The sequence below is a fragment of the Streptomyces sp. WMMC1477 genome, assembly GCF_027460245.1.
Classification (GTDB): Bacteria; Actinomycetota; Actinomycetes; order Streptomycetales; family Streptomycetaceae; genus Streptomyces.
Genome location: NZ_JAPZBD010000003.1, coordinates 3,676,385 through 3,689,581, shown reverse-complemented (window position 1 = coordinate 3,689,581; position 13,197 = coordinate 3,676,385). Strand labels below are relative to the sequence as shown.

Here is a 13,197-nt window from a genome sequence, read left to right as displayed (position 1 = left end):
CCCGTGTCGTCGTCGCCGATCACTCCTGAGCAGGACGTCATCGTCGTCGGGGCCGGTCCGACCGGGCTGGCCCTCGCGTGCGAGCTGGCCGCGGCGGGCGCGGCGTGCACCGTGCTGGAGCGCCGGGCCGCGCCGGCGGAGGGCTGGCGGTCCGTGACGCTGTACAGCAGGACGATGGAGTTGCTGCATCTGCGAGGGCATGCCGAGGAGTTGGCCGGTGCGGGGCGGCCGGTGGGGCGGATGGCGGTGGGGTCGGCACCGCCCATCGACTTCTCCGGGCTCGACTCCCCGTTCCCGTTCGTCAACGTGATCCCGCAGAGCCGCACCGAGGAGGTGCTCCAGCGGCGGGCGCTCGACCTGGGCGTCACGCTGCAGCGGGAGGCCGAGGTGACCGAGCTGCGGCAGGACGGCGAGGGGGTCACCCTGCGGGTGCGGACGCCGGCCGGGGAGTGGGACGAACGGGCCGGGTACGTCGTGGGATGCGACGGGGCGGGCAGCGCGGTCCGCGAGCTGGCGGGTATCGCGTTCCACGGCCACACGTACACCATGGCGCCGCTGCTCGCCGACGTCCGCCTGCGCCGTCCGCTGCCCCGGGAGCTGCTGGTGCTGCCGGGCCGGGGCGGGATCGTCGTCTCCGTCCCGTACGCGGACGGCTCCTACCGGCTCGCCGTCGTCCGGGCCGACCGCGGCTGGCGGGAGGAGGCGGCGACGCTGGAGGAGTTCCGGGACCTGCTGGCCGAGACGCTGGGTCACGATCCGGAGCCCTACGGGGTGCGCTGGCTGGCCCGGTTCAAGATCCACCAGCGGATCGCCGACCGGTACCGCTCCGGGCGCGTCCTGCTGGCCGGGGACGCCGCGCACCTGCACTCGCCGCTCGGCGGCCAGGGGCTCAACCTGGGCATCCAGGACGCCGTCAACCTGGGGTGGAAGCTGGCGGCCGAGGTACGGGGCCGGGCGGCGCCGGGTCTGCTGGACTCCTACGAGGCCGAGCGGCGCCCGCAGGCCGAGCGGACCCTCGCCGCCACGGACCGGGCGACCCGACTGGCCGTCGCCACCTCGCCGGGCCGGCGGCTGGCGCGGCGGGGTGCGCTGTGGCGGCTGCGCTCGGCCCGGCACCGGCGCCGCGCCGCCGAGATGCTCACCGGGCTGCGGGGCGGCCACGTCCTCGCGCCGGGCGCCCGGCTCCCCCACGTCGCCGTGCCGCTGCCGGGGCGACGGCCGGTTCCGGCGGGCGAGTTGACGCGCGACGGCCGGTTCCTGCTGCTGGACCTCTCCGCCGACGGCGCCGGGGCCGAGCTCGCCGAGCCGTGGGGCGGCCGCGTGTGCGTCGTGGCCACCCGTGGCCCGCTGCCCGGGCTGCCGGGCGTCGCGGTCCTCCTCGTCCGGCCGGACGCCCACGTCGCCTGGACGACGTCCGAGCCCGACCCGGCCGGGCTACGGGCCGCGCTGCTGCACCACTGCGGGCCGGCCGAGTCGCCGGCCGGGCGGGCCGCGCCGTCGGACGCGACCCCGGGCCGGGAGGGCGGCGCGGGGTAGGGCGGCGGGCGTCCGCCCGAGGGGGCGGGCGGTGGAGAAAAACTTCGGACCGGTGTGCAACCCGGTCGGTGGGCCGGTGCGTAGAGGTCATGAATCACGCAGCGCACCTGAGCCTTTGGGGGATCCATGAACACGCGCATCGCACGCCGCCGCCCTTCCGCAGCACACGTTCTCGCCGCACTCGCCGTCGGCGCGCTGACCCTGACCGGGTGCGCCGTGGAGGGCGAGGGCAAGGCGGCCGTCAAGCCGTCCACGGCGGCGCCCGTGGTGTCGGCCGACGCCACGGTCCCGTCCGCCACGCAGGAGGAGACCGAGAAGACCCCGGACCAGGCCGAGAAGGCCCCGGATCAGGCCGAGAAGGCCTCGGACGAGACCGCCCGCTGGGCCGGAACCAAGCAGTTCGTGCAGATCGAGAAGGCCTGGACCAACGCCGACCGGCCGCAGCTTTCGGTCCGGCCCGCCCAGAAGGAGCCGCACCCCCGGTTCGAGTCCTGGGTGATCACCCCCGGCACGGGCCCGTTCACCACGGTGCCCCTGGCCATCGACGCGGACGTGGTCGCATACGTGCCGATCGCCGACGAGCGCGGGCAGGCCGAGGGGCTCTCCCCGACGCGGTTCGTCAGCCGGGTGATGGCGCTGCCGGCCGCGGAGCGCGCCAACGTCGGGTTCGACCTGACCTTCGACGCAAGCGGCCAGGTCATCCGGGTGGAGTCCCTGTACCGGCCCTGAGCCCGCCGCACGTCATACCGGGACGGGGTTCCCCGGGCCCGGGGAACCCCGTCCCGGTATGACGGTGCCGGATGCGGCGCGCCGACGCGTCGGACGCGGTCACCACGTCACCGGGAGGGTGAGGAGGCCGCGGGCGCGGAAGGTGGGGCGGTGGCGCAGGGTGTCGCGGGGGACGGCGAGCCGCAGGCCGGGGAGGCGGTCGAGGAGGACGGAGAGGGCGACCCCGGTCTCCATGCGGGCCAGGGCGGCGCCGAGGCAGTAGTGGATGCCGTGGCCGAGGGCGAGGTGTCCGGCGCCGCCGGAAGCGGGTTGCAGGGTGTCCGGTTCGGGGAAGCGCTCGGGGTCGCGGTTGGCGGAGGCGAGGGAGAGCAGGACGGTCTCGCCGGCCGGCACGGTGACGCCGCCCACGTCGAGGTCCTCGACGGGGAAGCGCCGGATGGCCAGCGGGGCGGGGCCCTCGAAGCGGGCCAGCTCGTCGACGGCGTCGGCCAGCTCGGTGTCGGGGCGGCCGCGCAGTGAGCGCAGGGCCTCGGGGTGGTCGAGGAGGGCGAGGACGGAGTTGCCGATGAGGTGGACGGTGTTCTCGTAGCCGGCGAAGAGGATGAGGAAGGCGAGGGAGGTGAGTTCGTCCTCGGTGAGCCGGTCGCCGTCGTCGTCGCGGACGGCGATCAGGTCGGACAGCAGGTCGTCGCCGGGGGTCTCGCGCTTGCCGGAGATGAGGCCGGTGTAGAAGCGGAGCATGGCGCCGACGGCCTGCCTGGCCGCCTCGGGGCGCTCCGGGTCGGGGGTGATGAGGGTGTCCGTCCAGGCCCGGAAATCGGGGCGGGACGCGTGGGGGACGCCGAGGAGGTCGCAGATGACGGTGATGGGCAGGGGCCCGGCGTAGGCGGCGATGAGCTCGGCGCGGCCGTCCGGCTCGACGGCGTCCAGGAGGGTGTGCGCGAGTTTGCGCACGGGTTCGCGGAGCTTCTCGACCCGAGCGGGGGTGAACGCCTTGGCCACGAGGCGCCGGACCCGGGTGTGGTCGGGCGGGTCCATGTTGAGGAGGTTGGCGTCGAGCGCGGGCGGCAGGTTGAAGCCGGCGTAGTTGCCCGGGAGGGCGTGGCGCCGGTCGAGGGCGAGCCGGGAGTCGGCCAGGGCGCGGCGGACGTCCTCGTACCGGGTGACGAGCCAGGCCGGTTTGCCGTCCGTCCCCGTGACGCGGTGTACGGGCCCGGCGGCGCGGAGTTCGGCGTAGGCGCGGTGGGGGTCGGCGGTCAGGGCCCCGGGGTCGACGGAGAGCACGGTTCGCTGCATGGCCCAAGTCTCCCCTGTCACGCCGCTGTTGCCGGACATCCGGCCGGGCCCGTGGCGCGGGCGGACACGCGCCGTGGCCAGGATGGGGGACGGAGTGGCCGGGTGTGACCCCTCCGTTCGGCCGGATCTGATGGCCGGTCGGCCGGGAGGGACGCACAGGTGGCTGAAGTTGGTCATGTGCGGGTAAAGAAGCGGGCCCGGAGGTGTCCCGGCGGCGTCCCGGCGTTGGAGTATCCCCCCTGACCACCTGTGCACATCCCGCCGCGAACCGCGGCCGGAAGAAGCGACCCGGGGGCTCACCACCGTGACCCAGCGCACCATCGCGCTCGCGACAGCGGGCGCCCTCGCCTCGCCCGCGTTGATCGCGGGTGCCATTGCCGTCCCGTCCGCCGTGGCCTCCCCCACGGCCACGGCGGACGGGACCTCCACCACCGGCACCTTCAGCACCGGCACGTCCACCACCGTCGCCGCGACCGCCGCCGCTCAGCGCGGCGACCGGCACCACCGGGAGCGGGCGGAGGCGCGCGGCGTGCGGGTCACGACCGGGTGGACGCCTGCCTGCTCACGGGTGCGGTCGGCTCGCGGGACGTGAGCTGCGCCCCGCACGCCGCCCCCAAGCCGTAACGGAGGGCGCACCGGGCGCCGTTCCCCCGGGACGCGACACCCCGAGCGCATCCCGTACGGCGCACGGGACCCCGCACCCCAGCGCGCAGGCCGGTGCGGGGTCCCGCACGCCGTACGGCGACGCCACCCCGGCGACGGGGGAGGCTAGCCCCGGCGACGGGGGGCGAGGTCCGCGACCGGGCCCGGGCCCGGGGCGGACCGCAGCGCGGGGGCCGTGGGATGGTTCCGGCGCTGACCGGGCAGCGGGACGTCGTGCCGCCCGGGCTTCGGCGGCTCCGGCTGCTCCGCCACCGGGCCGGGCCGGGCCACCGCGATCTGCACACCCTGGTCGGCCAGGGCCTGCAACTCGCTCGCGGCCCGTTCCTCCGTGGGCGGGGGCTCGTCCGTCACGAGGTGGGTGATGAGGTCCGTCGGCACCGTCTGGAACATGGTGTCCGTGCCGAGCTTGGTGTGGTCGGCGACGACGACGACCTCGGCGGCGGCCTGCACCAGCGCCTGGTCGATGCTGGAGGACAGCATGTTGGACGTGGACAGGCCGCGCTCGGCCGTCAGGCCGCTGCCGGACAGGAAGGCGCGGGAGACCCGCAGGCCCTGGAGCGACTGCTCCGCCCCGCTGCCCACGAGCGCGTAGTTGGAGCCGCGCAGCGTGCCGCCCGTCATCACCACCTCGACACGGTTGGCGTGCGCCAAGGCCTGGGCGACCAGCAGGGAGTTGGTGACCACGGTCAGTCCCGGCACCCGGGCGAGCCGACGGGCCAGTTCCTGGGTCGTGGTGCCGGCCCCGACGACGATGGCCTCGCCCTCCTGAACGAGGGAGGCGGCGGCGTCGGCGATGGCCGTCTTCTCCGCCGTGGCCAGGTGGGACTTGTGCGGGAACCCGGACTCCCGGGTGTACCCGCCGGGCAGCACCGCACCGCCGTGGCGGCGGTCCAGCAGCCCCTCGGACTCCAAGGCGCGCACGTCGCGCCGCACGGTGACTTCGGAGGTCTGGACGACGCGGGCCAACTCACGCAGCGATACCGCCCCGTTGGCTCGTACCATTTCGAGGATCAATTGTCGACGTTCTGCAGCGAACACAGAACTGACAGTAACGTGAACGACCGCCAACTTTCAGCAATATGCCGCAATCAACCGAAGTTGGTCATGTCGCACGCCCCGTTCTGGTATGAGCGCGCCCCGGGCGTGCGCCCCGCACGAGGCCCGCGCCCCGCCGTGGGCGTGCGCCGTCAGTCCCGGGCGGCCTTGCGCGTGTGCAGCTGGCGCGCGACCTCGGCGATCGAGCCCGACAGGGACGGGTACACGGTGAAGGCGTTCGCGATCTGCTCCACGGTCAGGTTGTTGTCCACCGCCAGCGAGATCGGGTGGATCAGCTCGCTCGCCCGCGGTGAGACGACGACGCCGCCGACGACAATCCCGGTGCCCGGGCGGCAGAACAGCTTCACGAAACCGTCCCGCACGCCCTGCATCTTCGCGCGCGGGTTGCGCAGCAGCGGCAGCTTGACCGCCCAGGCGTCGATCCGGCCCTCGTCGATGTCGGCCTGCGAGTAGCCGACGGTGGCGATCTCCGGGTCGGTGAAGATGTTGGCCGAGACCGTCTTGAGGTCCAGCGGGGTCACCGTCTCGCCCAGGAAGTGGTACATCGCGATCCGGCCCTGCATCGCCGCGACGGAGGCGAGGGCGAACACGCCCGTGCAGTCGCCGGCCGCGTAGACGCCCGGAGCCGACGTCCGCGAGACCTTGTCCGTCCAGATGTGACCGGAGTCCTTCAGTCGCACCCCGGCCTCCTCCAGGCCGATGCCGGAGGTGTTGGGGATGGCTCCGACGGCCATGAGGCAGTGCGTACCGGAGATCACCCGTCCGTCGGACAGCGTCACCTCCACCCGGTCACCCACCCGCTTGGCGGAGGCCGCCCGGGAACGGCTCATCACGTTCATGCCGCGGCGCCGGAACACGTCCTCCAGGACGGCCGCCGCGTCCGGGTCCTCGCCCGGCAGCACCCGGTCCCGGGAGGAGACGAGGGTGACCCGCGAGCCCAGCGCCTGGTAGGCCCCGGCGAACTCGGCGCCGGTGACACCGGAGCCGACCACGATCAGCTCCTCCGGGAGCTCGTCGAGGTCGTAGACCTGGGTCCAGTTCAGGATGCGCTCGCCGTCCGGCTGCGCGTCGGGGATCTCCCGGGGGTGGCCGCCGGTGGAGATCAGCACGGCATCCGCGGTGAGCGTCTCCTCGCTGCCGTCCGCCGCCTGGACGACGACCTGCCGGGAACCGTCGGGCGCCTGGTGGGGCTCCAGCCGCCCGCGCCCGCGCATGACCCGCGCGCCCGCCCGGGTGACGGCGGCGGTGATGTCGTGCGACTGGGCCAGCGCGAGCCGCTTCACCCTGCGGTTGACCTTGCCCAGGTCCACGCCGATGCCGTTCTCCGCCGCGTGCCCGCCGAGCGTGATGCCCAGCTCCTGGTAGGAGGCGTCGAAGTTGGTCTTGACCTCCGCCGTGGCGATCAGCGTCTTGGACGGGACGCAGTCGGTCAGCACCGACGCCCCGCCCAGGCCGTCGCAGTCGACGACGGTCACCTCCGCTCCGAACTGCGCGGCCACCAGCCCCGCCTCGTATCCGCCGGGTCCGCCACCGATAATCACGATCCGAGTCACGTGCTCCAGTGTCTCGCACCGGGCCCGCGCACACCGCCCGGCCCCCTCGGGCCGCGACACCCGATCCGCCGGACGCCGCTCCCGTACCCTCGTAGCCATGTCGCTCTACGCCGCGTATGCCGGAAACCTCGACCCCCGGCTGATGTCCCGCCGCGCGCCGCACTCGCCGCTGCGCGGCACCGGCTGGATCACGGGCTGGCGGCTGACCTTCGGCGGCGAGCACATGGGCTGGGAGGGGGCCCTGGCGACGCTGGTGGAGGCGCCCCGCTCGGAGGTCTTCGTCGCGCTGTACGACATCGCCCCGATGGACGAGGACGCGATGGACCGCTGGGAGGGCGTAGGCCTCGACATCTACCGCCGCATGCGGGTACGGGTCCACACGCTGGACGGCGACGAGGCGGCGTGGACGTACGTGCTCAACGGCTTCGAGGGCGGCCTGCCCTCTCCGCGCTACCTCGGCGAGATCGCCGACGCCGCCGAGTCCGCCGGAGCTCCGCACGACTACGTGACGGCCCTGCGCAAGCGCCCCTGCTGAGACGTTCCCGTGCCGGGGACGGCGGGCCGCCCTCGGGCGCCGGGCCCGCCACGCCGCGTCACGGCGAGGAGCCCCGCGCAGCCGAACCGCGCCGCGCACGGCGAACCGCGCGGGCGTACCGGGACACCGCGCGGGCGTACGGCGACCCACCACGGGGGCTTACGGGCGAACCGGGCGGCACCCCCGGAGGGGTACCGCCCGGCGGTCGCGTCGCCGGCCTCCCCGCCGGCGACTGCGCGGCCGCACCCTGCCCGATGAACCGGGCGCGACGTGCGGGGCCGTACGGGGTGGCGTCGCGACCTCGGCGGCTCCCCCGATGCCGCCGCCCCCGACGCGCGCCTCTCCCCGCAGGGCCGCTCGCGGTTCCATCGTGGCAGAGCGGGTGCATACGGAGCGCACTCGCGCCCGTACAGAGGCGGCATACGGCTGATATGCTGCCCGGCACGCCACGGAGGGGAGGGGCTCGAAGGCGGTGGACATCCGGTTCCGGCTCCTGGGTCCCGTGCAGGTCCGCATCGACGGACGGGGCATACCGCTCGGCGGCCCCCGCCAGCGCACCGTGCTCGCGGCGCTGCTGCTCAACGCCGGTCAGGCGGTTCCCGTGACCCGGCTGCTGGAGCTCTGCTGGAGCGATCCGCCCAAGTCGGCCCAGGCCAATCTGCGCACCTACCTCGCCCGGCTCCGCCAGATCCTCCAGCTTCCCGGCGAGGCCGAGCCCCGGCTGCTGACGACCGAGCACGGTTACGCGCTGCGGGTCGGGCCGGGCGAGCTGGACCTCGCGGACTTCGTGGAGCAGCTCACCCGGGGATCGGCCGCCACCGACCCGGCGACGGCCTGCGGGCACCTGAGCACCGCGCTGCGCCTGTGGCGGGGCGACCCGCTGGACGGCGTCGCCCCGACCGTCGCGCTGGAGGCCGAGATCGCCCAGCTGGTCGAGCAGCGGGACCGGGCGCACCAACGCTGGCTGCGTTGCCGCCTTGAGCAGGGACGGCACGCCGAGGTCCTCCCGGAGCTGCGGGCGCTGGCCCTGGAACATCCGCTGCGCGAGGACGTGGTGGTGCTGCTGATGCGCGCGCTCTACCGGTGCGGTCGGCGCAGCGACGCCCTGGAGGTCTTCCGCGCCACCCGGCGGCGGCTCGTCGAGGAGCTCGGGGTGGAGCCCGACGCCGAACTCCAGAGGCTGTACCGCGAGGTGCTGGACGCCACCGCCGATCCCCAGGCCCCGGTTACCCCGGCGGCCCCGGTCGCGGTGGCGCCGTCCGGCTCGGCCGTCACCGCCGCCGACGTCCCCTCCGCCCCCGGGCCGGCGGACCGGGCCGCCCCCGGCACCGCACGGGCGTCCGCCGGGGCGGGGGCGTCGGCCTACGCCGTCGGACGGCCCGAGGACCCCGAGCCCGTCGGCGCCCGTCGTCAACTTCCGCCGGACATCTACGACTTCACCGGGCGCCAGGACGAGCTGGAGAGGCTGCACCAGATCCTGAAGCAGCCCTCGGAGCACGCGCCCGTGGTGTGCGTGCTGCACGGCATGGGCGGCGTCGGCAAGACGCGACTGGCCATCCACGCCGCACACCGCCGCGTGCGCTGCGGCCACTACGCCGACGGCCAGCTCTACGCCGATCTGCGGGGGCTGAACGCGCATCAGCCCCCGGCCGCACCGGCCGAGGTGCTGGAGTGGTTCCTGCACCAGATGGGCATCCCCGAGGAGCGGATTCCCCTCTCCCTGCCGGCCCGTTCCGCGCTGTTCCGCGACCGGCTGGCGGGGCAGCGCGCGCTGCTCGTCCTGGACAACGCGGCCAGCGAGGACCAGCTGCTGCCGCTGCTGCCGTCCGGGCCCGGCTGCACGGTGCTGGTCACCAGCCGCCGCAACCTCTCGCTGGAGGGCGCCGTCTCGCTGCCGGTCGACGTGTTCACCGAGGCGGACGCGCTGGAGTTCCTCGCCGCGAACATCGGGCGGGAGCGGGCGGCGGCCGAACCGGAGGGCGCCCGGGAGCTGCTGCGGATCTGCGCCGGGCTGCCGATCGCCGTCGCCCTGGCCGCGCACCGCATCCGTGCCCGGCCCGCCTGGCGGATCACGGATCTGCTGCACCGGCTGCGCCACCCGTCCCGGATGCTGGACGAGCTGGCCGCCGGCACCCGCTCGGTGCGGGCCGTCATCGGGCTGTCCTACCAGGCGCTCAACGTCGAGCAGCAGCGGATGTTCCAGGTGCTGGGCACCCAGCCCGGCGCCGACGCGACGGCCGCCGCGGCCGCCGCGGCGTCCGGGCTGCCCACTCAGACGGCCGAGGAGCTGCTGGAGTCACTGCTCGACGAGCACGTGCTGTTCCAGACCACGCCCGGCCGGTACCGGATGCACCCGCTGATCCACGCCTACGCCCGGCGGCTGGCCGACGCGTGACCGCTCGGCGCCCGCGGGGTGCCTGCCGGTGTCCGTCAGCGCCGCTCGCGGGCGGTACGCCACTCGTCGGCGAGCACCGACCACACCTCCATGTCGTGCCGCTTGCCCCGGTAGAGGTAGCTCTCCCGCAGGACGCCGTCCCGCGTCATGCCGAGCCGCCGGGCCACCGCGATGCTGGGCGCGTTGGCGGTCGAGGCCTGCCACTCCACGCGGTGCAGCCCGCGCCGCTCGAAGCCCCAGTCGAAGAGCACCCGGCAGGCCCGGGTCACCAGGCCCCGCCCCGCGGCGGAGGGCTCCAGCCAGCAGCCGGCCTCCGCGACCCCCCGCTTGTGGTCCATCGACAGGAACATGACTCCGCCGACGAGTTGGCCGTCCACGTGGATGCCGCAGATGCGCGCGGTGTCGGCGGCGACCCGATCGGCGTACCTCTGGAGGAACGCGCGCGTCTTCTCCAGGTCGGAGACGACGTCCGCCATGCCGACGTACTGCCCGATGAACTCGCGGCCCCGTTCGATGTGGGCGAAGAACTCCTCCGCCTGCCACGGCTCGATCGGGCGGAGTTCCGCTCCGTCGTCCCCCAGGGAAGTCGCGTACATGGCCCCCTCCAGCGTCATGGCCGGCTGCTGCGTTGCGGAGTGATCATCTCACGGGCCGCAGCGCGGGGGCAGGCCGTTCGCGCCCGGGAGCCCGGGCGCCACATGTGACGTCCTGGACTCCCGGGACGCCCATGACGCGTTGTGGCGGACGTGGCGCCCGTGACGCGCGTGACGGACGTGGCGCCCGTGACGGACGAGGGGCGGCGGTCAGAGACCGGCGGCGCGGGCGACGTCCGTGCGCAGGGCGCCGAGCAGGGCGTCGGCCTCGGCGCGGGCGGCCGGGAGCGCCGCCGCGTCCGCGACCGGCACGATGACCTCCAGATAGCACTTGATCTTCGGCTCCGTGCCGCTGGGACGCACGATCACGCGGGCCCGTGCGGCGCCCGACAGGTGGTAGCGCAGGCCGTCCGTGGGCGGCAGCCCGGCGGCCCCGGCCGACAGGTCCTCCGCGCCCGTCACCGACAGCCCCGCCAGCTCCGCCGGGGGCTCGGCACGCAGCCGGGCCATGGCGTCGGCGATGAGGGACAGGTCCTTGACCCGCACCGAGAGCTGCCCGGTGGCGTGCATCCCGTGGGTGACGGCCAGTTCGTCCAGGAGGTCCGACAGCGTGCGGCCCTCGGCGCGCAGCCCGGCGGCCAGCTCGGCGACGGCGAGTGCGGCCGTGACGCCGTCCTTGTCCCGCACCCCGGCCGGGTCCACGCAGTAGCCGAGGGCCTCCTCGTACCCGTAGGCGAGGCCGGGCACCCGGGCGATCCACTTGAAGCCGGTGAGCGTCTCGGCGTGCGGCAGGCCGGCCGCCTCCGCGATCCGCCCCAGCAGCGTGGAGGAGACGATCGACTCCGCCAGCGTCCCGGTGACGCCCCTGCGGACCAGGTGGACGGCGAGCAGCGCCCCGACCTCGTCGCCGTGCAGCATCCGCCAGCCCGTCTCGGCCGAGGCGTCGGGCACGGCGACGGCACACCGGTCGGCGTCCGGGTCGTTGGCGACGACCAGGTCGGGCGCGGCGCGGCGGGCCGTGGCGAAGGCCAGGTCCATCGCGCCGGGCTCCTCCGGGTTGGGGAAGGCGACGGTGGGGAACTCCGGGTCCGGCTCGGCCTGTTCCGCGACGGGCACGAGGGCGGGGAACCCGGCGCGCTCGAACGCGGCGGCCACCGTCGCGCCGCCGACGCCGTGCAGGGCCGTGTGCACGATCCGCACGTCCCGGGCGCCGTCCGGGTCCAGGACGGTCAGCGCCCGGTCCAGGTAGGCGTCGACGATCTCCTCGCCCAGCACCTCCCAGCCGCTCTCGGCGCGCGGGACGTCGGCCAGCGCGCCGACGGCCGCGATCTCCGCCGCGATCCCGCTGTCGGCGGGCGGCACGATCTGGGAGCCGTCGCCGAGGTAGACCTTGTAGCCGTTGTCCTGCGGCGGGTTGTGGCTCGCCGTCACCGTGACCCCGGCGACGGCGCCGAGGTGGCGGATGGCGAAGGCCAGGACGGGGGTGGGCAGCGGCCGGGGCAGCAGGGCGGCCCGCAGCCCGGCGCCGACCATGACCGCGGCGGTGTCGCGGGCGAACGCCTCGCTCTTGTGCCGGGCGTCGTACCCGACGACGACGAGCCCCGCTCCCTGCCCCTGGTCCTTGAGGTAGGCGGCCAGCCCGGCCGCGGCCCGGATCACCACGGCCCGGTTCATCCGCATCGGGCCCGCGCCCAGCGGACCCCGCAGGCCGGCCGTGCCGAACTGGAGGGTGCCGGCGAACCGGTCGGCCAGCTCGGCCTCGTCACCGGCTTCCAGGAGGGCGGCCAGTTCGGCGCGGGTGTCCGGGTCCGGGTCCTCGGCCAGCCAGGTGCGGGCCTCGGCGATCAGCTCGTGCGATGCGGTCACGGGGTCCTCTGCGTCTCGGGTCGGGGCCGGGTCCGCTGCGCCGCGGCCTCGGGTGCGGATTCGGGCTTGCCTCGGATGTTGCCGCGGCTGCGGCCTCAGATGCGGCCGAGCACCTGGGCCAGGAGGGCGCCCATCCGGGTGGCCGAGTCCCGGCCCGCCTGGAGGACTTCCTCGTGGTTCAGGGGCTCGCCCGTCATCCCGGCGGCGAGGTTGGTCACCAGCGAGATGCCGAGGACCTCCGCACCGGCCTCCCGGGCGGCGATGGCCTCCAGGGTGGTGGACATGCCCACCAGGTCCCCGCCGATCGTCCGGACCATGCCGATCTCGGCCGGCGTCTCGTAGTGCGGGCCGGGGAGCTGCACGTAGACGCCCTCCTCCAGCGAGGGGTCCACCTCCTTGCACAGCGCCCGCAGCCGCGGGGAGTACAGGTCGGTGAGGTCGACGAAGTGGGCGCCGACGATGGGCGAGGCGGCCGTCATGTTGATGTGGTCGCTGATCAGGACGGGCTGGCCGGGGCGCATGCCGGGACGCAGGCCGCCGCAGCCGTTGGTGAGGACGACCGTCTTGCAGCCGGCTGCCACGGCCGTGCGCACGCCGTGTGCGACGGCGGCCACACCCTTGCCCTCGTAGTAGTGGGTACGCCCGAGGAAGACGAGGGCGCGCTTGTCGCCCAGGGCGTACGAGCGGACCGTGCCCGCGTGCCCCTCGACGGCGGGGGGCGGGAATCCGGGCAGGTCGGTGACGGGGAACTCGGACTGCGGCGTGCCCAGCGCTTCGGCGGCCGGGACCCAGCCGGAGCCCATGACCAGGGCGACGTCGTGGCTCTCGGCGCCGGTCAGTTCCCGCAGCCGGGCCGCGGCGGCGCCGGCGGCGAGGTGGGGGTCGGCGGGGGTCTCAGAAACGTTCACGCGACGAGGGTAGCCGGTTTCCGGCTACGCGCGTAGACGCCCCAGCCGAGTCCGGGTGATCCCACAA

The 13,197-nt window shown here is 75.0% G+C and carries 11 protein-coding genes; 5 read left to right on the top strand and 6 right to left on the bottom strand.

All coding sequences use genetic code 11. From position 1 onward, the window contains the following. The first annotated feature begins 3 nt into the window (after positions 1-3). Both O7609_RS16565 and O7609_RS16560 read left to right on the top strand, forming a co-directional pair. Positions 4-1,536 carry an FAD-dependent oxidoreductase gene (locus O7609_RS16565; RefSeq protein WP_269743799.1) on the top strand — a complete coding sequence of 511 codons (1,533 nt, stop codon included), beginning with the start codon at positions 4-6 and terminating at the stop codon, positions 1,534-1,536. Positions 1,537-1,662: 126 nt separating this feature from the next. Beyond that, complete coding sequence (locus O7609_RS16560) at positions 1,663-2,265, top strand: hypothetical protein (protein WP_269743798.1); 603 nt, start codon at positions 1,663-1,665, stop codon at positions 2,263-2,265. 99 nt (positions 2,266-2,364) lie between these two features. On the opposite strand, the gene O7609_RS16555 is transcribed toward O7609_RS16560, so the two are convergent. Beyond that, complete coding sequence (locus tag O7609_RS16555; RefSeq protein ID WP_269736195.1) at positions 2,365-3,561, bottom strand: cytochrome P450 family protein; 1,197 nt, start codon at positions 3,559-3,561, stop codon at positions 2,365-2,367. Positions 3,562-3,865: 304 nt separating this feature from the next. On the opposite strand from O7609_RS16555, the gene O7609_RS16550 reads away from it, so the two are divergent. After that, positions 3,866-4,153, top strand: a complete 288-nt coding sequence (locus tag O7609_RS16550) for a hypothetical protein (RefSeq protein WP_269736196.1) — start codon at positions 3,866-3,868, stop codon at positions 4,151-4,153. A 176-nt stretch (positions 4,154-4,329) separates the two neighbouring features. On the opposite strand, the gene O7609_RS16545 is transcribed toward O7609_RS16550, so the two are convergent. Further along, the gene (locus O7609_RS16545; protein ID WP_269736197.1) at positions 4,330-5,262 is read right to left on the bottom strand and encodes a DeoR/GlpR family DNA-binding transcription regulator; all 933 of its coding nucleotides are present in this window, start codon (positions 5,260-5,262) and stop codon (positions 4,330-4,332) included. 149 nt (positions 5,263-5,411) lie between these two features. Continuing rightward, positions 5,412-6,842 carry an NAD(P)H-quinone dehydrogenase gene (locus tag O7609_RS16540; RefSeq protein WP_269737230.1) on the bottom strand — a complete coding sequence of 477 codons (1,431 nt, stop codon included), beginning with the start codon at positions 6,840-6,842 and terminating at the stop codon, positions 5,412-5,414. Between the two features lie 88 nt (positions 6,843-6,930). On the opposite strand from O7609_RS16540, the gene O7609_RS16535 reads away from it, so the two are divergent. Then, entirely contained in the window at positions 6,931-7,368 is a 438-nt protein-coding gene (locus O7609_RS16535) for a gamma-glutamylcyclotransferase (protein WP_269736198.1), read from the top strand. 472 nt (positions 7,369-7,840) lie between these two features. Next, positions 7,841-9,763, top strand: coding sequence for an AfsR/SARP family transcriptional regulator (locus O7609_RS16530; protein ID WP_269736199.1), 1,923 nt, complete (start codon positions 7,841-7,843; stop codon positions 9,761-9,763). A gap of 35 nt (positions 9,764-9,798) precedes the next feature. Here the strand turns inward: O7609_RS16530 and O7609_RS16525 are convergent, their stop codons facing one another. The 3 genes from O7609_RS16525 to O7609_RS16515 form a co-directional block, all read right to left on the bottom strand. Continuing rightward, complete coding sequence (locus tag O7609_RS16525; RefSeq protein WP_269736200.1) at positions 9,799-10,359, bottom strand: GNAT family N-acetyltransferase; 561 nt, start codon at positions 10,357-10,359, stop codon at positions 9,799-9,801. A gap of 207 nt (positions 10,360-10,566) precedes the next feature. Next, positions 10,567-12,222 carry a phospho-sugar mutase gene (locus tag O7609_RS16520; protein WP_269736201.1) on the bottom strand — a complete coding sequence of 552 codons (1,656 nt, stop codon included), beginning with the start codon at positions 12,220-12,222 and terminating at the stop codon, positions 10,567-10,569. A gap of 95 nt (positions 12,223-12,317) precedes the next feature. After that, entirely contained in the window at positions 12,318-13,130 is an 813-nt protein-coding gene (locus tag O7609_RS16515; RefSeq protein WP_269736202.1) for a purine-nucleoside phosphorylase, read from the bottom strand. Between the last annotated feature and the right edge of the window lie 67 nt (positions 13,131-13,197).

What these genes read in the sequence shown, in the direction of transcription:
- O7609_RS16555 (WP_269736195.1), bottom strand. Translation starts at nt 3,561, where the DNA reads ATGCAGCGAACCGTGCTCTCCGTCGACCCCGGGGCCCTGACCGCCGAC.
- O7609_RS16560 (WP_269743798.1), top strand. Translation starts at nt 1,663, where the DNA reads ATGAACACGCGCATCGCACGCCGCCGCCCTTCCGCAGCACACGTTCTC.
- O7609_RS16525 (WP_269736200.1), bottom strand. Translation starts at nt 10,359, where the DNA reads ATGTACGCGACTTCCCTGGGGGACGACGGAGCGGAACTCCGCCCGATC.
- O7609_RS16535 (WP_269736198.1), top strand. Translation starts at nt 6,931, where the DNA reads ATGTCGCTCTACGCCGCGTATGCCGGAAACCTCGACCCCCGGCTGATG.